This window comes from Nocardioides sp. zg-1230 (assembly GCF_013155335.1).
Lineage (GTDB): Bacteria > Actinomycetota > Actinomycetes > Propionibacteriales > Nocardioidaceae > Nocardioides.
In genome coordinates, this window is record NZ_JABJQZ010000004.1 from 409,102 (window position 1) to 430,334 (window position 21,233).

General features: G+C 72.5%; 19 protein-coding genes. 10 read left to right on the forward strand and 9 right to left on the reverse strand.

Going from position 1 to position 21,233, the window contains the following annotated elements; all coding sequences use genetic code 11:
• Entirely contained in the window at window positions 1-900 is a 900-nt protein-coding gene (locus HOO61_RS13865) for a hypothetical protein (protein ID WP_172259334.1), read from the forward strand.
• Here HOO61_RS13865 and glpK read toward each other — a convergent pair.
• Together glpK and HOO61_RS13875 are read right to left on the reverse strand one after the other, a co-directional pair.
• Window positions 897-2,375, reverse strand: a complete 1,479-nt coding sequence (gene glpK / locus HOO61_RS13870; protein ID WP_172259336.1) for a glycerol kinase GlpK — start codon at window positions 2,373-2,375, stop codon at window positions 897-899. The genes HOO61_RS13865 and glpK overlap by 4 nt on opposite strands.
• Window positions 2,372-3,211, reverse strand: coding sequence for a DUF1028 domain-containing protein (locus tag HOO61_RS13875; protein WP_172259338.1), 840 nt, complete (start codon window positions 3,209-3,211; stop codon window positions 2,372-2,374). Before HOO61_RS13875 ends, glpK begins: the two co-directional genes overlap by 4 nt.
• A gap of 54 nt (window positions 3,212-3,265) precedes the next feature.
• Between HOO61_RS13875 and HOO61_RS13880 the strand changes: the two genes are divergently transcribed.
• On the forward strand, window positions 3,266-4,516 hold the full coding sequence (locus HOO61_RS13880) for an MFS transporter (protein WP_216658898.1): 1,251 nt from the start codon (window positions 3,266-3,268) through the stop codon (window positions 4,514-4,516).
• A gap of 3 nt (window positions 4,517-4,519) precedes the next feature.
• Here the strand turns inward: HOO61_RS13880 and HOO61_RS13885 are convergent, their stop codons facing one another.
• Complete coding sequence (locus HOO61_RS13885) at window positions 4,520-5,728, reverse strand: pyrophosphate--fructose-6-phosphate 1-phosphotransferase (protein ID WP_172259340.1); 1,209 nt, start codon at window positions 5,726-5,728, stop codon at window positions 4,520-4,522.
• A gap of 196 nt (window positions 5,729-5,924) precedes the next feature.
• Here HOO61_RS13885 and HOO61_RS13890 point away from each other — a divergent pair, with 196 nt between their 5' ends.
• The 4 genes from HOO61_RS13890 to HOO61_RS13905 all read left to right on the forward strand — a co-directional run bounded on the left by HOO61_RS13890 (window position 5,925) and on the right by HOO61_RS13905 (window position 11,522).
• Entirely contained in the window at window positions 5,925-7,373 is a 1,449-nt protein-coding gene (locus HOO61_RS13890; RefSeq protein WP_172259342.1) for an APC family permease, read from the forward strand.
• A 67-nt stretch (window positions 7,374-7,440) separates the two neighbouring features.
• Complete coding sequence (locus tag HOO61_RS13895) at window positions 7,441-8,826, forward strand: metallophosphoesterase (RefSeq protein ID WP_172259344.1); 1,386 nt, start codon at window positions 7,441-7,443, stop codon at window positions 8,824-8,826.
• Between the two features lie 96 nt (window positions 8,827-8,922).
• A complete protein-coding gene (locus HOO61_RS13900; RefSeq protein ID WP_172259346.1) occupies window positions 8,923-10,260 on the forward strand; it encodes a class II 3-deoxy-7-phosphoheptulonate synthase in 1,338 nt (445 codons plus the stop codon).
• 260 nt (window positions 10,261-10,520) lie between these two features.
• Window positions 10,521-11,522, forward strand: a complete 1,002-nt coding sequence (locus HOO61_RS13905) for a GntG family PLP-dependent aldolase (RefSeq protein ID WP_172259348.1) — start codon at window positions 10,521-10,523, stop codon at window positions 11,520-11,522.
• Here HOO61_RS13905 and HOO61_RS13910 read toward each other — a convergent pair.
• From HOO61_RS13910 to HOO61_RS13930, 5 genes are all read right to left on the reverse strand, one after another.
• A complete protein-coding gene (locus HOO61_RS13910; protein WP_172259350.1) occupies window positions 11,500-12,588 on the reverse strand; it encodes a discoidin domain-containing protein in 1,089 nt (362 codons plus the stop codon). The two genes, HOO61_RS13905 and HOO61_RS13910, sit on opposite strands and share 23 nt — an antisense overlap.
• A 60-nt stretch (window positions 12,589-12,648) precedes the next feature.
• Complete coding sequence (locus HOO61_RS13915) at window positions 12,649-13,548, reverse strand: DMT family transporter (RefSeq protein WP_367650175.1); 900 nt, start codon at window positions 13,546-13,548, stop codon at window positions 12,649-12,651.
• A gap of 18 nt (window positions 13,549-13,566) precedes the next feature.
• Entirely contained in the window at window positions 13,567-15,723 is a 2,157-nt protein-coding gene (gene pknB, locus HOO61_RS13920) for a Stk1 family PASTA domain-containing Ser/Thr kinase (RefSeq protein ID WP_367650176.1), read from the reverse strand.
• A gap of 107 nt (window positions 15,724-15,830) precedes the next feature.
• On the reverse strand, window positions 15,831-16,598 hold the full coding sequence (locus HOO61_RS13925) for a transglycosylase SLT domain-containing protein (RefSeq protein WP_172259352.1): 768 nt from the start codon (window positions 16,596-16,598) through the stop codon (window positions 15,831-15,833).
• 183 nt (window positions 16,599-16,781) lie between these two features.
• Complete coding sequence (locus HOO61_RS13930) at window positions 16,782-17,582, reverse strand: family 16 glycosylhydrolase (protein WP_172259355.1); 801 nt, start codon at window positions 17,580-17,582, stop codon at window positions 16,782-16,784.
• A gap of 72 nt (window positions 17,583-17,654) precedes the next feature.
• Here HOO61_RS13930 and HOO61_RS13935 point away from each other — a divergent pair, with 72 nt between their 5' ends.
• The 3 genes from HOO61_RS13935 to HOO61_RS13945 are packed head-to-tail and all read left to right on the forward strand — an operon-like array spanning window position 17,655 to window position 18,946.
• Entirely contained in the window at window positions 17,655-18,026 is a 372-nt protein-coding gene (locus tag HOO61_RS13935; RefSeq protein WP_172259357.1) for an Rv2175c family DNA-binding protein, read from the forward strand.
• The gene (locus tag HOO61_RS13940) at window positions 18,026-18,505 is read left to right on the forward strand and encodes a ribonuclease domain-containing protein (protein WP_172259359.1); all 480 of its coding nucleotides are present in this window, start codon (window positions 18,026-18,028) and stop codon (window positions 18,503-18,505) included. The genes HOO61_RS13935 and HOO61_RS13940 overlap by 1 nt, the downstream gene beginning before the upstream one ends.
• A 6-nt stretch (window positions 18,506-18,511) precedes the next feature.
• Entirely contained in the window at window positions 18,512-18,946 is a 435-nt protein-coding gene (locus tag HOO61_RS13945) for a barstar family protein (protein WP_172259361.1), read from the forward strand.
• 268 nt (window positions 18,947-19,214) lie between these two features.
• Here the strand turns inward: HOO61_RS13945 and HOO61_RS13950 are convergent, their stop codons facing one another.
• Entirely contained in the window at window positions 19,215-20,279 is a 1,065-nt protein-coding gene (locus HOO61_RS13950) for a polyprenyl synthetase family protein (RefSeq protein WP_172259363.1), read from the reverse strand.
• Window positions 20,280-20,342: 63 nt separating this feature from the next.
• Here HOO61_RS13950 and metF point away from each other — a divergent pair, with 63 nt between their 5' ends.
• On the forward strand, window positions 20,343-21,233 hold the full coding sequence (metF, locus tag HOO61_RS13955; RefSeq protein ID WP_172259365.1) for a methylenetetrahydrofolate reductase [NAD(P)H]: 891 nt from the start codon (window positions 20,343-20,345) through the stop codon (window positions 21,231-21,233).

Sequence of the window (21,233 nt, forward strand, 5' to 3'; positions counted from 1 at the left end):
ATGCCGGACCCCGACCCGCTGCTGGAGATCGCCGACGACCTCTACGCCCTGCCCCTCGCGGACTTCACGCCCGCCCGCGACGCGCTGGTCAAGGAGCACAAGGCCGACAAGGCGCTCGCAGCCTCCATCAAGGGACTGCGCAAGGCGTCCGTCGCGGCCTGGGTGGTCAACCTGCTCGTCCGTCGCGACCCCGACCAGGTGGACCAGGTCCTGGCCGTGGGCGAGGCCCTGCGGGATGCCCAGGACAACCTCGACGCCACCCAGCTCCGCGAGTTCACCAAGCAACGCCGCCAGCTGACCGCGTCGGTGACGACGGCCGCCCGGCGGATGGCGCGCGAGGAGGGGGTCCGGACGACCGAGTCCGTCGCCGAGCAGGTGGAGGCCACCCTGACCGCGTCCATGCTCGAGCCGGACGCAGCCCGCGCCGTGCGGAGCGGGTTGCTCGTGACGTCGCTGTCCGCGACCGGGCTCGGCGACCTCGACCTCAGCGGTGCCGTGGCGCTGCCCGAGGCCCTCGGCTTCAGCGCCAAGGCCCGCCCGGCCGCTGCGCCCGACCCGACCCAGCGGCCCCAGCTCCATGTCGTACCCGACCCGGATGCCGACGCCAAGGCCCGCGCGGCCGCCGACGAGCGGCTCTCCGCCGCCCGCGCTGAGCTCAAGGAGCACGAGAAGGAGCACCGGGCCGCCCGCCGGGCGGTCGAGAAGCTCCAGGCGCGCACCCTGCAGGTCCAGTCCGAGATCGACGAGCTCCGCGGCCGGCTCGCCGCACTCGAGGACACCCTCGAGGAGGTCGACGAGGAGCTCGCGGAGGCCGAGGCGGCGCAGGCCGAGGTCGAGGAGGCCGTCGACGAGGCGCGGTCTGAGGTCGAGGCGGCGCGCGAGGCGCGCGAGCGGCTCTAGGAGCTCGCCCAGCCCTTCGAGCGCTGCACCGCGTCGGCCCAGCGGGCGTACGACGCGTCGAGCACGTCGCGGTCGCCACCGGGCTCGAAGCGCCGGTCGAGGGCCCACGTGTCGCGCAGGTCGTCGGTCGAGCCCCACACGCCGGTGCCGAGCCCGGCGAGGAAAGCGGCGCCCAGGGCCGTCGTCTCGACGATCTCCGGGCGCTCGACCGCGCGTCCGACCTGGTCGGCCTGCAGCTGGCAGAGGAAGTCGTTCTCCGCAGCACCGCCGTCGACGCGCAGGGTCGTTTGTCCCTGCCCGGGGAGCGTCTCGAGCACGTCACGGACCTCGAAGGCGATGCCCTCGAGGATGGCCCGGACGAGGTGGGCGCGGGTGGTGCCGCGGGTGATGCCGAGGATCGTGCCGCGCGCGTGGGGGTCCCAGTGGGGCGCGCCGAGCCCGGTGAGCGCCGGGACGAAGACCACTCCGTCGGTGTCGTCGACCGTGGCGGCGATGGCTGCTGTCTCCGCGGCGTTGCCGACGATCTGGAGGCCGTCGCGCAGCCACTGCACGGCCGCGCCGGTCACGAAGATCGCGCCCTCGAGGGCGTACGTGAGCTCACCGTCGGGGGAGCGCCACGCCGCGGTCGACAGCAGGCCGGCGTCGCTGCGCACCACCTGGTTCCCGGTGTTGGTGAGGATGAACGACCCGGTGCCGTAGGTGCACTTGGACTCTCCCTCCTCGAAGCACGTCTGCCCGAACAGCGCCGACTGCTGGTCGCCGGCGACGCCCGCGATGGGCAGCGACAGCCCGAGGAAGACGGTCGGGTCGGTCGGCGCGACCTCGCCCCAGTTGGGGACCAGGTCGGGCAGCGCGTCGCGCGGTACGCCGAAGAGCTCGCACAGCTCGTCGGACCAGTCGCCCGACTCGAGGTCGAGGAGCAGGGTGCGGCAGGCGTTGGAGACGTCGGTGACGTGCCACGTGCCGCGCGTCATCCGGGCGATGAGGTAGGAGTCCACGGTGCCGACGGCGTAGCGCCCCGACTCGACCAGCGCCCACGTGTGGGGCTCGTTCTCCGCGAGCCACATCAGCTTGGTGCCGGAGAAGTAGGGGTCGAGGCGCAGGCCCGTGAGCTCGGCGACCCGGTCCTCGTGCCCGTCGGCGCGCAGTCGGTCGCAGATGTCGGCCGTACGCCGGTCCTGCCACACGATCGCGCGGCGCGGGGAGCCGAGCGTCTCGCGGTCCCACAGCACGATCGTCTCGCGCTGGTTGGTGATCCCGACGGCCGTCAGCTCGGACTGGTCGACCTTGGTCAGCACGTCGCGGGTGGCCTCGAGGGTCGCCTGCCAGATCTCCTCCGCGGAGTGCTCCACCCAACCCGGCTGCGGGAAGTGCTGGCGGAACTCCTGGTAGCCCGTGGCCCGGATGCGCCCGTCGGGGGTGACGACGACAGCGGTCACGCCCGTGGTGCCGGCGTCGATGGCGAGGATGCTCACTTGGCGCCCCCACGGATGATGTCGAGGATGCGCTGGTCGATCCACTCCGGCCGCAGGCCGGGGGCGACCCGCATCTCGTAGTTCTCCGAGCCGACCCACTCCCGGAAGCTGTCCTTGCCCTCGCCCTTGGCCAGCGACTCGAGCTCGATCATCAGCGCGTCGTCGACCGTCACCTGCTCCTCGGGGGTCGAGGCCGTCAGGTAGAGCTCGTTCAGCTCGACCAGCCGCGCGAGCTCGGTGACCGGGTCGCTGTGGTCGTCGACGCGCAGGTCGACGGCGACGTCGTCGTGCCCGCCGTAGCCGGCCCCGTCGCGTACGACGAGCACGGCCGCCGCCTGCCGGCCGCGGCTGTCGCCTCCCGCACGGTCACCGGCGGTCAGGGCTGCCAGGAGCCGACGCTCGAGGGACAGGTCGCCGGACTCCTTCCACGCCTGTTCCATCGCCTCCACCACCTCGGGGCCGGTGAGGATGTTGCCCTGGATGGCGTAGCCGCCACGCTCGCCGCTGCGGCCGGTCGTCCCGCCCGCCCAGGCGAAGCACTCGCTGCCGGTGAAGGTGGCGGCGTTGCCGTCCGAGTCGACGATTCCGACCTGCCGGTGCTCGCGCCCGTCGTCCTCCTCGACCAGCCGGTCGAGGGCGACCTGGGCGGTGGCGCCGTCGTCGAGGTGGGCCAGTCCGAGGTACTTGAAGGCGAGGTTGGCGTCGGCCTGGGTGGCGATGGCACCCACGCCCGCCGCGGCCGCAGGGACCGCCGATCCGACCGCCAGGAACTTGGACGCGACGGCGACGCCCCACGACTCACCGTCGTCGGACCGGGCCACGATCGAGAAGGTCATGTGCCGAACATAGCCGGGAGCAGGACCGTCGGTGCGCGGTCCTAGTCTTGCTCCGTGCTGAGCCGTCTCGGATTCCCCCGCGTGGGGGAGCACCGCCGCTTCGTCGCGGCGATCGTCGCCGACACCGTCGGCAGCGGGCTGTTCATGCCGATCACGCTGCTCTACTTCCTCGCGATGACCGACCTGTCCCTCGTGCAGGTGGGGTCGGCGCTGTCGCTGTCGGCGGCGCTGACGATGCCGGGGGCGTTCGTGATCGGCAGTCTGGTCGACCGCTTCGGACCGCGCCGGATGATGCTGGTCGGCAACCTCGTCCAGGCCGCCGGCATGGTGGCCTACCTGTGGGCCGACTCGCTGCTCGCCGTCGCGCTGTGGACCGCGCTGCTCAACCTGGGCCGCCAGTCGTTCTGGGGGTCCTTCGGCAACGTCGTCACCGCGATCTCGGCGCCGGGGGAGCGCGAGATGTGGTTCGGCTTCCTGCAGGCGGTGCGCAACCTCGGCTACTCGATCGGCGGCGTGCTGGCCGGCCTCGCCCTGCAGGTCGGCACCGACCTCGCCTTCCAGTCGGTGGTGGTCGTCAACGCGGTGACCTTCGTGGTCGCCTTCGTCCTCCTGCTCGACGTGCCCGACCATCGGGCAGCCCATCCCTCCGACGCCCCGGTCGAGGGCTGGGGCGTGGTGCTGCGCGACACCGCCTACCTCCGCCTCGTGCTCGGGCAGTTCGGGTTCGTCGCCGGGATGATGGTGCTCAACTTCGCCCTGCCGGTCTACGTCGCCGAGACGATCGACCTCCCGGGCTGGGTGGTCGGCGCGATCTTCACCCTCAACACCGCGCTCGTCGGCCTGGGACAGGGGCTCGTCGTACGCCGCATGACCGGGCGCGTGCGAGCACGGATGATGGGGCTGGCCCAGCTGGCCTTCGTCGCGAGCTATGCGCTGTTCGTCGTCGCCGGGTGGCTACCGGTGTGGCTCGCCGTCGTGGTCATGCTCGTCGGCGCCGCGGTCTACACGGGCGGCGAGCTCACGGGCGGCCCGGTCTTCAGCGCGGCCGCCGCCGAGGCGGCGCCCGACCACCTGCGGGGTCGCTACCTCGGGCTGTTCCAGCTCAGCTGGGGCATCGGCGGGGCCGTGACGCCGGTGGCGTTCACCTGGCTCCTGGCCCACGGGCAGACGACGCTGTGGTGGGTGCTCGCGCTCGTCGCGCTCGCCAGCGCGGCGTACCTCCAACGCCTGCCGCGCGTCCTGCCAGCCGCGGGCCGACGGGTGACGAATCGCGTCGAGGAAGAGGCAGCGGCCGACCCCGCGTGAGCCTCAGAACCGGTCGGTGACCTGGCCGATCTCCGCGAGCAGGTCCGTGAACCAGCGCTGCCCGGCGTCGAACGGCTTGTGGCCGGCGATGCGCTCGAACTCGATCGCCCGCAGCTCGTCGTCCTGGTCCTCGTCGTGCCCGATGACGCCGGGCGTGCCGTCGAGGGCGCACGCGACGGCGAGCTCTGCCATCTCGCGGATCAGAGCGAGGTCGGTGTCGTTGGCGGGAGCGGAGCGGGAGAAGTAGCCCGACTTCTGCACCATCTTCTTCTCGGCGCCGATGGCCTCGGAGAAGCGGTCGGCGAAGTAGCGGCCGGGGTTGATGGTGTCGATCTTGACGTGCCCGAACGGGTCGCGCCCCACGGTCTCGCCCGACGCCTCGAGGTCGGCGACGATGTCGTCGATCCCGGCGCCCTCGGCGAGGAAGATGTTGACGCAGCCGATCTCGTCCATGACGGCCCGCAGCCGCTCGGCCTCGGCGGCGAGGTCGATGGCGAGCTCGGGGACGTAGACCGCGTGGATCGCCCACTTGCGGCCGTCGAGCCCGATGCCGGGCAGCCACTCCTGCTCGGCGTGCCAGGCCATGTAGTCGCGCGCGGCCGCGGCGGTCAGCCAGCCGCTGGCGCGACCCATGACCTCGTGGACGATCAGCATGCGCGGGTTGGACCCGTGCTCGGCCAGCACGTTCTGCGCGAACCGCGAGGCCTGCTGGGCCGCGGTCTGCGCGCCGAGGCTCTGGCGGATGGGGACGATGTCGTTGTCGATGGTCTTGGGGAGCCCGACGACCGTCAGCTCGGAGCCCTGTGTCGCGAGGTGCGCCGCGAGGTCGGCCGCCGCGGTGTTGGTGTCGTCGCCGCCGATGGTGTGGAGCACGTCGACGCCGTCCGCCTGCAGGCGACGGGCGGCCACCTCGAGGGCCGACTCGCCGTCGCCGATCAGGCCGCGCTTGCGGCAGTCGGCGTCGTTGGTGAGCTTGACCCGGCTGTTGCCGATCGGGCTGCCGCCGTAGCGGTGGAGCAGCCCGGCGCCCGCGCGCTCCTCGGCGCCGATCGTGATGCTGTTGCCGGTGAGCAGGCCGTGGTAGCCGTGCCGGTAGGCGATCAGCTCGATGGCGGGGTCGGTGGCGTCGTACGTCTCGATGAGCGCACCCACTGCGGAGGAGAGGCACGGGGCGTAACCGCCCGCGGTCAGGATCGCAACACGCTTCGGCATGGGGAGCAGGGTAGTTGGAACGTTCTAAGCCCGGAAGTGCGTCCAGTCCACCCCTGGGAGGCATCCGTCCGGGACCCGGGCGTGACCCGACGGCCGACACGACGTTGTCCGGGTGCCGCGGTGGTTGCCACACCCCCCTGGCAGGGCCATTGTGAGAAGACGCCGTGCGCTGCACGGGCTGATGAGGGGAGTCTCGATGAGCGCGACACAGGCCACGCAGCACGACGTCGACGGGCAGGGGGAGGGCGAGCTCAAGCGGGTCCTCGGACCCAAGCTGCTGCTGCTCTTCATCGTCGGCGACATCCTCGGTGCCGGTGTGTACGCCGTCACGGGTCGGCTCGCCGGCCAGGTCGGCGGCATCGCCTGGCTGCCGTTCCTGGTGGCGTTCGCGGTGGCCACGGTCACCGCCTTCAGCTACCTCGAGCTGGTCACGAAGTACCCCCAGGCCGCCGGCGCCGCGCTCTACACGCACAAGGCGTTCGGCATCCACTTCATCACCTTCCTGGTGGCGTTCACCGTGGTGTGCTCGGGCGTCACCAGCGCTTCCACGTCGTCCAACCTGCTGGCCGCCAATCTGCTCATCGGCTTCGGCAACGACGACCCGAGCTCGGCCGCGACCCTCACCACGGCGCTCGTGTTCATGGTGGTGCTCGCCCTCATCAACCTCCGGGGCGTGGGTGAGAGCGTGAAGTTCAACGTGCTCCTGACCCTCGTCGAGATGCTCGCGCTAGCCATCGTGATCGGCATCGGCATCTGGGTCATCGCCTCCGGTGACGGCGACCTGAGCCGGGTCACGGTGTTCGAGAGCCCGGACGACAAGGGTCTGTTCATGGCGGTCACCGTCGCCACCGCCATCGCGTTCTTCTCGATGGTCGGCTTCGAGGACTCGGTCAACATGGTCGAGGAGACCAAGGACCCGATGCGGATCTTCCCGCGCACGATGTTCACCGGCCTCGGCATCGCGGTGCTGATCTACATGCTCGTCGCGATCTCGGTCGTCGCCGTCATCCCGCCCGGGCAGATCGCCGAGCCCACCAACACCGAGGCCGGGATCCTGCTCGACGTGGTCAAGGTCGGTGCCCCCGACCTGCCCATCGACACGATCTTCCCGTTCCTGACCGTCTTCGCGGTGGCCAACACCGCCTTGATCAACATGCTGATGGCGAGCCGGCTGATCTACGGCATGGCCCGCCAGGACGTGCTCCCGCGCTCCCTCGGCAAGGTGCTCGCCGGCCGTCGCTCGCCCTGGACCGCGATCATCTTCACCACCCTCCTCGCGCTCGGCCTGATCACGGTGGTCACCCTCGACTCCGAGTCCTCGGTCGTCGCCGCCCTCTCCGGCACGACCGCGCTGCTGCTGCTCGCGGTCTTCACGATCGTCAACGTGGCGTGCCTGATCCTGCGGCGCGACCCCACGCCCGATGGCGCGTTCCGGGCGCCGTCCGCCCTGCCGGTGGTCGGCGCACTGTGCTGCGCGTACCTCCTCGGACCGTGGGCGCGGCTCGAAGCCGACATGATCCAGTACCGGATCGCCGCCGGCCTGCTCGGCGTCGGCGTGGTGCTGTGGGCACTGACCTGGCTGACCAACCGCGGCGTGCGTGCGAAGAAGACCGGCTTCCGCGACATCGACCACCTCGAGGAGTGAGGCGCTCGCAGCCGACACGGCGGGGTTCGGTACGCGCCCGTCGGTCCTGCCGTCTACGGTTGTCCGAGTGACGCGACGACGTGTGGGGCCCGTGCTGGCGGTGCTGGTGGCCGGAGCGCTCGGCTGCTCGACGGCCACGCCACCTGCGCCTCCCGCGAGCGCGACGCCTGCCTCCGACGACGGCGTACCGGCCAGCGTCCAGCCGACCGCCGACCCGAGCTCCGGTCGTACGTCGACCCACTTCCCGACGGCGTCCCTGCGCGGCCCGCGCGACCGGCCGTCCGTGCCGGCGGCTCCCGACCTGGCCGGGGCCTACCGCTTCGTCTCCGCGCCCGACTTCCTCAACCAGGACGTCGCCGACCTCGCCGCCGACGGCCGGCGGACCTATGTCGTCAAGGGCACCGGTGAGGTCGCCAACTCGACCAACGAGGCCTACGAGACCGCGCTCGACACCGTGATCGACGAGATGGCCTCCCACGGCACGCGCGACGTGCTCGTCCCCGGCGACCTCGTCGAGGGACGCTGGGGGCGCGACGACGCGCGGACTGGCGTCTTCGGACCGGTGCGGACGCAGGCCCAGCGCCTGCGCGCGTGGCGCCGGGCGGCCGACGTCTACTACCCCGCCTGGTTCGAGCGGTTCGACGACCACGGCCTGACGACGTATCCGGCGGTCGGCGACCACGAGATGGGCGACGACCCGTGGCGGGTCAAGCGGGGCCACGCGTGGGTCGACTTCAAGCGACGCCACATCCCGCAGTTCAAGCAGATCTTCGCCGACCAGGCGCTCTCGGGCAGCGACGGTCGCCCCCGGTTCGCCGAGCGCCCGGAGCGGGGCCCGGCCAGACACACGGCCTACTCGGTGCGGCTCGACCCCGACGTCCTCCTGGTGACGCTCGACGTCTTCGAGCGGCGCGACGGCGACGTGCACATCTCCGTGGACCGGGCGCAGCTGCGCTGGCTGCGCTCCGTGCTCCGCAAGGCCCGCAAGGACGACGTCCCGTGGGTGATGGTGCAGGCCCACACGCCGATGCCCGGCAAGGTCCGCGTGCGCAACTCGACCCACCTCGTCTACGAGAAGGGCCGCGCGTCCGAGCTGTGGCGCACCATGGTCGACGGCGGCGTCGACGTCTACCTCAGCGGCGAGGTGCACGACCAGACCGTCCGCAGCCGCGACGGCATCCTGGAGGTGTCGCACGGGTCGCTGTTCTACCGGGGCGAGGCGTCGTACCTCGTGGGCCAGGCCACTGCGGACCGCCTCGTGCTGGAGAACCACCAGTTCCGCGGCGAGGTCGGCTTCGAGGACCGGCTGTGGACCACGTCGCGCCAGGGCGCACCGGGCCACATCAGCTACCCCGACGCGTCGGTCGTCACCGGCACCCTCGCCGCCACCCGCACCCGCTCCGGGGGGCTGCGCGTCGACGACGCGGCGGGCGTGCTCACGCCGCGCGGCTGAGCGACCACGACGGGCACGTCGGACGTGCGCGGCGTCACGCGTTCAGGGGTCGGTCAGGGTTCGGGCGCCGCGGCCGGGTCGCCGTACCCTTGACAGGTGAACGCCATCCCCACCCTCGAGCAGTTGCACGCCCTCGGGCCCAAGCAGCAGCCGACCTATCCCGACTCCGGGGCGGTCGACGCTGCGGTCGCCCGACTGAGGACCGCGCCGCCGCTCGTCTTTGCGGGGGAGTGCGACGACCTCACCGACAAGATCGCCGCCGTCACGCGGGGGGAGGCGTTCCTGCTCCAGGGCGGCGACTGCGCCGAGACCTTCGCCGGCGTGACCGCCGACAACGTCCGCAACAAGCTGCGCGTGCTGCTGCAGATGGCCGTCGTGCTGACGTACGCCGCCTCGGTGCCCGTCGTGAAGCTCGGTCGGCTCGCCGGCCAGTACGCCAAGCCGCGCAGCTCCGACCTCGAGACCCGCGACGGCGTCACCCTGCCGGCCTACCGTGGCGACGCGGTCAACGGCTACGACTTCACCCCCGAGGCGCGGGTCCCTGACCCGCAGCGCCTCGTCGAGGTCTACAACTCCTCGGCCGCCACGCTCAACCTGGTCCGCGCCTTCGTGACCGGCGGTTACGCCGACCTGCGCCAGGTGCACACCTGGAACACCGACTTCGTGCAGAACTCGCCCTTCGGCCAGCGCTACGAGGCGATGGCCGACGAGATCGAGCGCGCGCTGACCTTCATGAAGGCGATCGGCGCCGACCCCGATGAGTTCCACCGCGTCGACTTCCACTCCAGCCACGAGGCGCTGCTGCTGGAGTACGAGCAGTCGCTGACCCGCATCGACTCGCGCACCGACCTGCCCTACAACGTGTCCGCGCACTTCGTGTGGATCGGTGAGCGCACCCGTCAGCTCGACGGCGCGCACGTCGAGCTGCTGTCGAAGATCAAGAACCCGATCGGCATCAAGCTCGGCCCGACGACGTCCCCGGACGACGCCCTCGCCTACGCCGCCCGCCTCAACCCGCAGAACACCCCGGGTCGGCTCACGTTCATCACCCGCTTCGGCGCCGGCAAGATCCGCGACGGGCTGCCCGCCCTCGTGGAGAAGGTCACCGCAGAGGGGCTCAACGTCGCGTGGGTCTGCGACCCCATGCACGGCAACACCTTCGAGGCGTCCTCGGGCTACAAGACCCGCCGCTTCGACGACGTCATCGACGAGGTGCAGGGCTTCTTCGACGTGCACCGCGGTCTCGGCACCTGGCCCGGCGGCGTCCACGTTGAGCTCACCGGCGACGACGTCACTGAGTGCGTCGGGGGCGGCGAGGAGATCGACGAGGTCGGCCTCTCCCACCGCTACGAGTCCGTCTGCGACCCCCGCCTCAACCGCGTCCAGTCCCTCGAGCTCGCCTTCCTCGTCGCCGAGATGCTGCGCAAGGCCTGACGCCCTCCCCGCGGCCCGCGTCGTACGAGCGGTGCGTGACGCAGGTTCCGCGGCGCCGGAACGTGTCTGGCGCATCGACGTCGGGTTGAGCGGTGGCTGAGCGACGTTCCGGACGCTTGGAATGTGGGTGGACCACCGCCGGGGGCGTGTCGTACGACGGCGCGCCGGGCGAGCGGTGGCTGAGCGACGTTCCGGACGCTTGGAATGTGGGTGGACCACCGCTAGGCCGAGGCCGGCGAGGGCCGTGATGGGATGAACCCGTGATCGACCTGCGCTCCGACACCCTGACCCGCCCGACCGACGCGATGCGCGAGGCGATGGCGCGTGCGGAGGTGGGCGACGACGTCTACGGCGAGGATCCGACGGTCGCGGCGCTCGAGGAGCGGGTGGCCGGGATGTACGGTCACGAGGCTGCGTTGTTCACCCCGACCGGCTCGATGGCCAACGTGCTCGCCGTCGCGAGCGTGGTCTCGCCCGGCGAGGAGGTGCTGTGCGAGTCCTCGGCCCACATCGCGCGCGCCGAGCTCGGTGCCCACGGTGCGATCACCGGGCTCACCATGCGCACCTGGACCAGGGAGCGCGGCCAGGTCGACCTGCCGGCGATCGAGGCGATGCACGCACCGGACATGGGCCCGTTCTTCGTGCGCACGGCCGCGGTGTCGGTCGAGAACACCCACAACTTCGCCGGGGGCGCCGTGCTGCCGATCGAAGACCTGCGCGCCCTGCGGACGTGGGCGGAGACGAACGACACCAAGCTGCACCTCGACGGCGCGCGGCTCTGGAACGCGCACGTCGCGACCGGGACGCCGCTCGCCGACTACGGCCGGATCGCCGACGTCCTCGCGGTCTGCCTGTCCAAGGGCCTCGGCGCGCCGATCGGGTCGCTCATGGTCGGCTCGGCCGACGCCGTCGCCGAGGCGCGGGTGCGGCGCAAGCGCATGGGCGGCGGGATGCGGCAGGTCGGCGTGCTCGCCGCGGCCGGTGCGTACGCCCTCGACCACCACGTCGAGCGACTGGCGGACGACCACACCAACGCCCGGCTCCTCGGCGAGGCCCTCGGCCTCGACCCGAAGGACGTCGACACCAACATCGTCGTCGTCGAGCGGCCCGACGCCATGGCGTTCGTCGAGCGCGCCGCGACGGAAGGGGTGCGCATCGCCGCGGTGGGACCGCGGACCGTACGACTGGTGACCCACCTCGACGTCTCGAGGTCCGATGCCGAGCGGGCGGCCGCCGTGCTCAGCCGGCTCGCCGCCCCGTGATGCTCACCTCGCTGATCGCGGTGTAGTCCCGGCCGAGGTTGCCGGCGCCGGGCGGGGTCACGGCGGTGAAGGTCAGGGTGACCGCGGCCGTCTCGACCGGCGGCACCTTGAGCCGCTGCATGCCGGGTCGCTCGGCGAACGTCTGCTCGACCGTCGTGCCGTCGTCGAAGCCCCAGGTGACCGCGACCGTGCGCCGGTTGTTGGGGTACCAGTCGACGCCGGCGACCTTCTTCGCGTAGCCGTTGACCAGGCCCACCCGGGTGACCACCCCGGGCTCGGGCAGCGTCACCGTGATCGTCTGGCCCGTCGCGTCGCCGGCCGTGCGCCAGGCCGTGGCGGGGTTGCCGTCACCCATCTGGCTGGCCACGTAGGCCACCAGGTTGCCGTCGAAGTCGGTCGTCGGCGGCGCCGTGCCGGGCACCTCGAAGGTGGCGCCCCGGGCCAGCTCGCGCACCTTGCCGACCCCGGCCGGCGCCTCCCCGTCGGAGGGTCCGTCGCCGGTCGAGCCGTCGCCGGACGACCCGGTGTCCGAGGAACCGGAGTCGGGCGGCGGTGCCTCAGCGCTGCTCGTCGCGCCGCTGGCGGGGTCGGTGGCGACCTCGTCGCCGGTGTCGAAGACCCGCAGCAGAACGAAGGCGAGACCCATCAGCAGTGCCGCGCCCAGGACCCAGCCGATCCACGCCTTGCCGCGGACCGGGAGGTCGGCGTCCAGGTCGTCGACCTCCTCGTAGGGCAGCAGGTCCTGACGCGGGTCCCAGGCCGTCCGCCGCGTCGCGACGGGTGCCGGCTCGTCGCGTACGTCGTCGTGCGTCACGTCGTCGCGCTCCGGGTCGACGGCCGACTCCGCAGGGACCGCGTCGGCCGGACGCCTGTCAGGCGTCGGACCGGAGGGATCGTCGGAAGCTTCCTTGAGCGCGGGAGCCGTTGTCGTCATGGTGGCCGACGGGGGAGCAGAGGCGGCCGACGGATCCGCGCGGACCGGTGCGGGCGCGCCGATGCGGTGCCCACAGTTGAGGCAGAACCGCCCCACCCCCAGCTCGGCGCCGCACGCCACGCACGTGTCCACGGGCCCCACGATAGGGGGACGGACCCACGTCGAGGTCCACCCGAGGGACGGGGCCGCGCCTCACACGGCGATGTGCGGGACCTCGCCCTCCACCACCCGCCGCGGGGCGAGCTCGACCATCAGCATCGCGGCGAGCACCATCGAACCGCCGACGAGCAGCCGGGTCGTCACGTCCTCGCCGCCGAGCCAGACCGCGAAGAACGAGGCGAAGACCGGCTCCATGCTCATGATGATCGCGCTGCGCGTCGGGGGCAGGTGTGCCTGCGCCCAGGTCTGCCCGAGCAGGCCGAGCGCTCCGACCACCACCGCCATGTAGACCACCGCCCACCAGTCGGCGGCCCGGTCGGGCAGCACGATGCCGTCGTGGACGGTCGCCATCGTGCACACGACGGCGATCACCACGATCTGCAGGATGGTCATGCCCACGGCGTCCTGCGCGGTCGACCACGCGCCGAGCCCGACGATGTGCAGTGCGTAGAGCACCGCCGACGCGAGGGTGATCAGCTCGCCGTAGCCGATGCTGAAGCCGTTGAGCGCGAGCACGCCCAGCCCCACGGTCGCGAGCACGACGGCCGCCCAGGTGATCGGCGGGATCCGCGTGCGGAGGATGGCCGCCGCGAGCAGCGGGGTGAACACGACGTACAGGCCGGTGACGAACCCGCTGATGCTAGCCGGGGTGTGGGCCAGCCCGGCGGTCTGCAGGATCTGGGCGATGCCGTAGAGGACGCCGAGCACGATCGCGTGGCGGCGTACGACGGGGGAGAGCCGGCCGAGGGCCTTCGGCGCGACCACCAGCAGCACGAGCGAGGCGATGGCGAACCGCACGGCCAGGAAGTCGAGCGTGGGGACCCGGTCGAGCAGGTCCTTGATCATGAAGAACGTCGAGCCCCAGCACGCCGCGATGGCGAGCAGCGCGAGCGCCGCCAGCACGGACGTACGACGGGTCTGCTCGGCGGGCACGGAGGGAAATCTAGGTCCTCAGACGAGGAACAACGTGATCGTCGATCCCTTCGGGACCTCGTCGCCGGCGCCGGGGTCGGAGCTGGCGACGTAGCCGAGGCCGAGGTAGGTGCTGGACTCCTCGGTCTCGACCACGAACCCGAGGCCCTCGAGCAGCTCGGTCGCGGCCTCGACGCCCATGGCCTGCACCCGCGGCACCTCGACCAGCTCGGGACCGAGGGAGACGACGAAGGACACCGTGTCGCCGCGGAAGAGGGTGGCCTCGGGCGGGTCCTGGGAGATGACGTCGCCCTCGTCGACCGAGTCGCTGTACTCCTCGCCGGTGACGCTCACCTGCAGCCCGCGCTTCTCGAGGGCCGCCGAGGCGTCGTCGAACGACTCGCCCGTCCAGTCCTTCACCTCGATCGGCTTGCGGCCGCGACTGAGCACGAGGTCGACGGTCGCGCCCGGCTTGAGGGTGGTGCCGGCCTTCGGCGAGGTGCGGATGACCTGTCCCTCGGGCACCGTCTCGCTCCACCGCCCCTTGCTCGCACCGAAGGCGAGGTTGGTCGCGGCGAGCGCGTCCTGGGCCTGGTCCTCGGTCTGCCCGACGAGGTCGGGCACGTCGTAGCGCTCCGGCCCGAGGGACAGGGTGAGGCTGACGGTGCCACCGTCGAGCACCTTGCCGCCCGGTCCGGGGTCGGTGGCGATGACCAGTCCGGGGGCGACGTTCTCGCTGTAGGCAGGCTCACCCGCCTCGGCCTCGAGGCCGGCGTCCTCCAGCTCGGCGGTCGCGGCGGCCTCGTCGAGTCCCAGGACGCCCGGCGTCGTGGTGTAGCGCTCCCAGCCGAACCACCAGGCTCCGGCCGCGACGCCGGTGACGAGCAGGAGGGACAGCAGCAGGACGAGGGGGCCCTTCATCGACCGACGACGCTCGGTGGTGTCGACGGGTGCCACCCGCGACGGTGCGCGTCCGGGACCGGGCCGTGTGCTCTGCGGTGGTGCCGGCAGGGTGGTCGTCGCGGCGGCCGCGGGTGCGACCGTCGTGCGCATCGGCTCGGTCACCGGACCGCCGGGAGGCGCAGGGTGCCGCTCGAGGGCGGTGGTGCGGTCCGGGCTGCCGTCGTCGACGAGCCCCGAGTCGCGCGGGTCCACCTCGGTGAGCAGCGCGAGCGCGCCGGCGTCGAACGGCTCGGGCGTGGTGTCGTCGGGCGACGCGGGCTCGTGGGACGCGGTCGCGGCGGGCCGCGGCAGGAGGTCGGCGGCCAGCTCGGCGTCGGCGTCGAGGCCGTCGCGCAGGGCCTGCTCGACCCGGTGCAGGTGGTGCAGCAGGACGGTCGCGTCGGCCGGGCGCTGGGCGCGGTCGCGCGAGGTCGCCCGGGCCACGAGGGCGTCGACGTAGTCGGGGATGCCGGGCTCGACCAGCGACGGCATCGGCACGTCGTGGTGGACGTGGCGGTAGGCCACCTGGATCGGCGACTCGCCCTCGTGGGGCTTGCTGCCGGTGAGCAGCTCGTAGAGCACGACGCCGGAGGCGTAGACGTCGGCGCGGGCGTCCGAGCGGCCGTCGATGACCAGCTCGGGGGCGAGGTAGGACACGGTGCCGATGAGCACGCCGCCGGTCGCGGTGTGCTGGGTGTCGGCGCTGACCGCCTTCGCCAGCCCGAAGTCGGCGACCTTCACGGTGCCGCCGTGTGCCTCGTCGGCGATCAGGACGTTCTCGGGCTTGACGTCGCGGTGGACCAGGCCCGCCCGGTGCGCGGCGGCGAGCGCGGACACGACGGGCTCGAGGAGGGCGAGGGCCCGCGCGGGCGCCATCGGCGCCTCCTTGCGCACCACGTCGCGCAGCGTGTGGCCGGGGACGTACTCCATCACCAGGAAGATCGTGTCCGTGCCGTCGGACGTGTCGTCGCCCTGGTCGTAGACGCCGACGACGTGCGGGTGGTTGAGGCGGGCCGCGGCCCGGGCCTCGCGCACGAAGCGCTGCGCGAACTCCTGGTCGTCGCCGAGCCCGGGGTGCATGACCTTCACGGCGACGGTGCGGTCGAGGCGGGTGTCGGTGGCCTCGTAGACACTGGCCATGCCACCGCGGGCCACCCGGGCGAGGATCCGGTAGCGGCCGTCCAGCAGCCGCCCGACCATGGGGTCGCCAGCGGCGCCGGGCGCGGCCGCGCGGGCGTGCTCGGATGGCTCCACTGGTCGACCTCCACGCCGGACCAAGGGTGGGACGGGGAAGGATCCGGCGCGCCCATCGTACGGAAGCAGCGCGCGAGCCCACGCTCAGGCGCGGCCCCGGCGTGGCGTCACGCCGGCGGGCGGCCCGACTCCAGCCGTTGCTTGATCGCCTCGACGTCGGCGACGTACGCCTTGGTCTCGTCGTAGAGCCCGTGCCGCCGGACCGCGCCGAGGCCTTGGTAGTAGGCGCCGATCTTGTGCGTACGACGCTGGGTGTGGCGGGACAGGACGTCGAGCAGCAGCACGCCGGCCCGGGCGTTGTCGCCGAGCCTGCGGAGGTCGAGCGGTCGGCCTGCGTAGTCCTCCATCCACTGTCCCGTCGAGGGCAGCACCTGCATCGCGCCGATCGCCCTGGCGTGCGAGACGACGCCCATCTGCCACCCGGACTCCTGCCACGACACCGCCAGTGCGAGCTGCGGGTCGACCCCGTGGTTGCGGGCCGCGCCCGCGACGACGCGACGGACCTTCTCGCGCTCCGGGTCGGGGTGCTGCCACATGGTGGTCGGCGACCCCCCGCCCGACCGCTTTCCGACGACCGGGATCTCGAGGCGCTGGCCGACCTGCAGCGCACCGGTGCTGCCCAGGTGGTTGTGGGCGACGATCTCGGCCGTCCAGGCGTGGTGCTCCACGGCGAGGGCGGAGACGGTGTCGCCCGGCTCGACGACGTACGGCACCAGGGTGCGGCCGGAGGGGAGCCGCTCGTGGTCCGCGTGGGCCGGGCCGGCGACGCTCGTGAGCGTCGTCGCGGCGAGCACGAGACCTGCGGCGCGCCGCGCGAGCCGGCGGAACGGCCTCGCTCGTCGGGCTGGTCGGGCTGGTCGGGGGTGTGGGCGCACGTGGTCACTCCTCACGTCCGCTGCGCCCGGGGGTCCGAGGCCCGCGGGAGGGAAACGCGCGAACGAGCAGTCGACGCTAGCCACTGACAGCCGGGGGACGCGAACGGCGGCCGGGCCGGGCGTGTCGCCCCGGACCGACCGCCGCGCGTGGTCGCTGGGTGGTGCCGCTCGATGGTGCCGAGGTCAGCAGGCGCCGTTGAAGGTGCTCAGCTCGAGCTGGGGAGCCTTGATGGACTTCTCGTTGGGGGCGCGCATCGACCAGTAGCGCATCCAGTCCATCTGCATCCGGGCCGGGTCCATCTTGGTGCCCTTCCGGGCGCGCAGCTCGAACTTCAGTTGCCGCGGCAGCGGGTCGAGCGCCCCGGCGCGTCGCTCGGTGTTGATGACGTGCCCGTCCACGAACCAGGAGACGTGGTCCTTCGCGACCTCGACGCCGTAGGTGTGCCAGCGGTCGTTGCGCAGGTGGCGGCCGAGGAACCCGCGGTAGGAGCTGTTGGGCAGCGTGTGGACGTAGGACTTCACGGTGTTGGTGCCGAGGGTGAAGTTCTCGATGCCGATGTCACGACCGCCGCAGTGCTGGTCCCGGGTGCCGCCGGGGACCAGCTCGGTGACCACCTTGAAGGGCTTGCCGCCCTTGACCTTCGACATGGTGCGCGCCCGCATGCGGATCTCCCACCGACCGTAGGCGTGACCCTTGAGGTCGAGCGTGGCCGACACGCTGCCGCGCCGGGTGCTCATCAGCGTCAACATGCCGTTCTGCGTGCGGACGACACCGCGCCCCTTGGCCTTCCAGAAGCCGGGCTTGGGTCCGACGAACTCCTGCCGGAACACCCCGTGCTGGTACCAGCCGAACGTGTTGCCGGCGTGGACCGGGCCGGGCGCCCCGTCGTAGTGGTCGGCCGAGGCGGGGGAGACGACGGGGGCGAGCGTGAGCGCCAGCAGGCCCACGAGGGCTGCGGCGACGGCAGATCTGAGGAGGCGCATCCACGGCACGCTACGGATCACCCGCCGGGGTGACAACTCGGCTCCACGCCCCTGCTCACCTAGGCTGCCGACATGAGTGACGTCCCCCTGGCCGACCGTGACCTGTCCGCCCTCGTCCCCGAGTGGCTCGACTGGGACCAGGTCGCCGAGCTGCTCGGCGTCTCGCCCGGCAAGGTGCGCACGATGATCCGCGAGCACGAGCTGGCGGCCGCGGTGCCCGAGCCGGGCGCCGGACCGCGGGTGCCGGCGGACTTCATCCAGGACGGCCTGGTGGTCAAGGGGCTCCCCGGCCTGCTGACGCTCCTGCACGACCGCCGGTTCGACGACCGCGAGTGCATCGCGTGGCTCTTCACCGACGACGACCTCCCGGGCCGCCCGATCGACGCCCTGCGCGAGAACCGCGGCAGCGAGGTCAAGCGCCGGGCCCAGGTGCTGGAGTACTGATGGCCCCGGCCGCGTCGACCGGCAGGCAGCGCTACCGCTGGCTGCTGCTGCTCGTCGCGGCGGTGCTGCTCGTCGCCTGGCTGGTCGGCGGGGGCGGGCAGGGCGACCCCGAGCCCGCCGGCACCGGCGGGTCGACGTCCACGTCCACGCCGGTGTCCTCGCCGACGAGGGACGGCGACTCGACCGATCCCGCGAGCGGCCTGCCCGTCGTACGGCTTGCCACCCTGCCGCCCGAGGCCGCGCGGACCGTGGAGCTGATCGAGGCCGGCGGCCCGTTCCCGGAGCCCGAGCACGACGGCGGCACGTTCGGCAACCGCGAGGAGCTGCTGCCCGACCGGCCGATGGGCTACTACCGTGAGTACACGGTCCCGACGCCTGGCCTCGACCACCGCGGCGCGCGCCGCATCGTCGCGGGCGAGCAAGACGAGCTCTACTGGACCGCGGACCACTACAGCTCCTTCGCTCGCATCAGGAGGTAGGACGCCATGAGCGGACTGGCAGCAGTGCTGGCGGGGCACGAGCCCCCCGGCATCCACCTGTGGCACGGCGCCTTCGACGCCGCCGATGTGCGCCACACGGTCGAGCACGCCGGCTGGGGCTTCGGCTGGGTCGACGGCTGGACCGGTGCCGACACCAAGCCCGCGTTCCTCGCGGCGGTGGGGGAGGCGCTGGACTTCCCGGACCACTACGGGCAGAACTTCGACGCCCTCGCCGACTGCCTTCACGACATCGGGAGCGGCCGCGACGGGGTCGTCCTGCTGTGGGACGGCTGGGCGACCCTTGCCCGGGCCGACGACAAGGCGTTCAGCATCGCGCTCAGCGTGCTGGGCTCGCGCGTCAACGACGACCGGGGCGTGCCCTTCACGGTGCTGCTGCGGGGTGAGGGCCCGGTCCTGCCGGGGGTCACCAGCCTGGACTGAGGCCCCGACGCGCGGGTGCCGCGTGACGCGGCGGTGCTCGGCGTAGTCCAGTGGCCACTGGTCGTGAATCTGCACCCTGACGAGCCAGAACGCACTGAGCTACGTCGTCGGGCAGCGCCTTCCCACTGGACTTGCCCGAGCCCCGCACCGTGCCGGCTACGCCGCGGACACCGCGATAGGGGGATGAGCACCGACCAGGGGTGGCGGCAGATTGCAGGCGGATCAGTGCCGGCGGTGCGCTGTGCCGCCACCACGGGCCGGCGGGTGCTCAGACCGAGCGCTGGGTGGCGGCCGCCGCCAGCTCGACGAGCACGTCGCGGGCGTGCCCGTCGACGTCGGCCGCGCGCAGTGCCTCGACGGCGTGGTCGGAGAGCTGGCCGATGACCGCCTCCACCTGGGCGCGCGCTCCCGACTCCTCGATGATCGCCCGCAGCTCGTCAACGTCGGCGTCGGTGAGCGGCGTGCCGAGGGCGGCGTCGAGGCGCTTGGCAGCGGCACGCGGGGCGGCGTCGAGCGCGAGGGCGACGAGCACCGTGCGCTTGCCCTCGACCAGGTCGTCGCCGGCCGGCTTGCCCGTCTCCTCGGGGTCGCCGAAGACGCCGAGCAGGTCGTCGCGCAGCTGGAACGCCTCACCGAGGGGCAGGCCGAACCGGCCGAGCTGCTCGAGCTGGTCGGGGGTGGCCCCGCCGAGGGCGGCGCCGATGTGGATCGGGCGCTCGATGGAGTACTTCGCGGACTTGTAGCGCAGCACCGTCATGGCCGTGTCGACGTCAGCGCGACCGCGCGCCTGCACGGACACGTCGAGGAACTGGCCTGCGATGACCTCGTTGCGGCACTGCTCGAAGAGGGCCAGCCCGGGTGCGATCTCGTCGGGCGGGAAGCCGCTGCGGCGCAGCATGTCCTCGGCCCAGCCCAGCAGGAGGTCGCCGAGGAGGATCGCGGCGGCCGCGCCGTACTGCTCGGGGTCGCCGCGCCAGCCGGCGGCACGGTGCTCGGCCTCGAACGCGCGGTGCGTCGCGGGCCTGCCGCGTCGGGTGTCGGAGGCGTCCATGAAGTCGTCGTGGACGAGCGCGCTGGCGTGCAGCACCTCCAGGGAGGCGCAGGCGCGGGCGAGCGCGGCGTCGTCGTCCACCGACGGTCGGACCGCGCGGTGTCCCCAGTGGCAGAAGGCTGCTCGGAACCGCTTGCCCCCGCTCACCGCCGTACGCGCCTCGGCGATCAGCCGTCCCGCGTCGGGACCGAGCGCGGCGAGCTCGGAGGCGCGGTCGTCGAGGAAGGCGTCGAGCACCTCCTGGACCCGGTCGCGGAAGTCGGCGGGGTCCCAGGTCGTCACCTATTCAGCCTAAACACTGGACAGGGCGCGGCGTACGGCGCGGTCCTCCGTAGGCTGTTGCGCATGACGCACGGACGGGGACTGAGCATGCGCGAGCGGCTCGCGCGCGGAGACCGATCCTTCTCCTTCGAGTTCTTCCCTCCGAAGGACGAGGCGGGCGAGCAGCAGCTGTGGCAGGCGATCACCGAGCTCGAGCCCTACGGCCCGACCTTCGTGTCGGTCACCTACGGCGCAGGCGGCACCACGCGTGACCGCACCGTGGCGATCACCGAGCGGATCGCCCGCGAGACCAGCCTGCTCCCGGTCGCGCACCTGACCTGCGTCGGGCACACCACCGACGAGCTCACGGCGATCCTCGACGACCTCGCGCGTGCGGGTGTCGACCACGTGATGGCTCTCCGGGGTGACCCGCCCGGCGGCCCCGGCACCCCGTGGACACCGACGGAGGGCGGGCTGACCTACGCCAACGAGCTGGTGGCGTTGATCCGCGAGCGCGCCGACATGCGCATCGGTGTGGCCGCCTTCCCCGAGGGGCACGTCGAGGCCACCGACCTCGCCCAGGACGCCCGGGTGCTGAAGGCGAAGCACGACGCTGGCGCCGAGTTCGCCGTCACCGACATGGTGCTGCGGGCCTCCGACTACGTCGCGCTCGTCGAGCGCGCCCGAGCCGTCGGAGCCGACCTGCCGATCATCCCGGGCATCATGCCGATCCTGAACCTCCGTTCGATGGAGCGGATGGTCGAGCTCTCCCGCCGACAGCTTCCGGAGGAGATCACGGCCCGCCTGACGCCGTACGCCGACGACCCGGCAGGTCTGCGCGCGGAGGGCATCGCGATCGCGACCGAGCTGTGCGAGACGCTGCTCCGGGCCGGCGCGCCGGGCCTGCACTTCTACACGCTGAACCGGTCCAAGGCGACGCGCGAGATCTTCGCCAACCTGCAGATCACCGTCTGA

Coding starts and splice junctions, on each gene's coding strand:
- HOO61_RS13865 (WP_172259334.1), top strand. CDS start 1: ATGCCGGACCCCGACCCGCTGCTGGAGATCGCCGACGACCTCTACGCC.
- HOO61_RS13875 (WP_172259338.1), bottom strand. CDS start 3,211: ATGACCTTCTCGATCGTGGCCCGGTCCGACGACGGTGAGTCGTGGGGC.
- HOO61_RS13885 (WP_172259340.1), bottom strand. CDS start 5,728: ATGCCGAAGCGTGTTGCGATCCTGACCGCGGGCGGTTACGCCCCGTGC.
- HOO61_RS13890 (WP_172259342.1), top strand. CDS start 5,925: ATGAGCGCGACACAGGCCACGCAGCACGACGTCGACGGGCAGGGGGAG.
- HOO61_RS13930 (WP_172259355.1), bottom strand. CDS start 17,582: ATGCGCCTCCTCAGATCTGCCGTCGCCGCAGCCCTCGTGGGCCTGCTG.
- HOO61_RS13935 (WP_172259357.1), top strand. CDS start 17,655: ATGAGTGACGTCCCCCTGGCCGACCGTGACCTGTCCGCCCTCGTCCCC.
- HOO61_RS13940 (WP_172259359.1), top strand. CDS start 18,026: ATGGCCCCGGCCGCGTCGACCGGCAGGCAGCGCTACCGCTGGCTGCTG.
- HOO61_RS13945 (WP_172259361.1), top strand. CDS start 18,512: ATGAGCGGACTGGCAGCAGTGCTGGCGGGGCACGAGCCCCCCGGCATC.
- metF (WP_172259365.1), top strand. CDS start 20,343: ATGACGCACGGACGGGGACTGAGCATGCGCGAGCGGCTCGCGCGCGGA.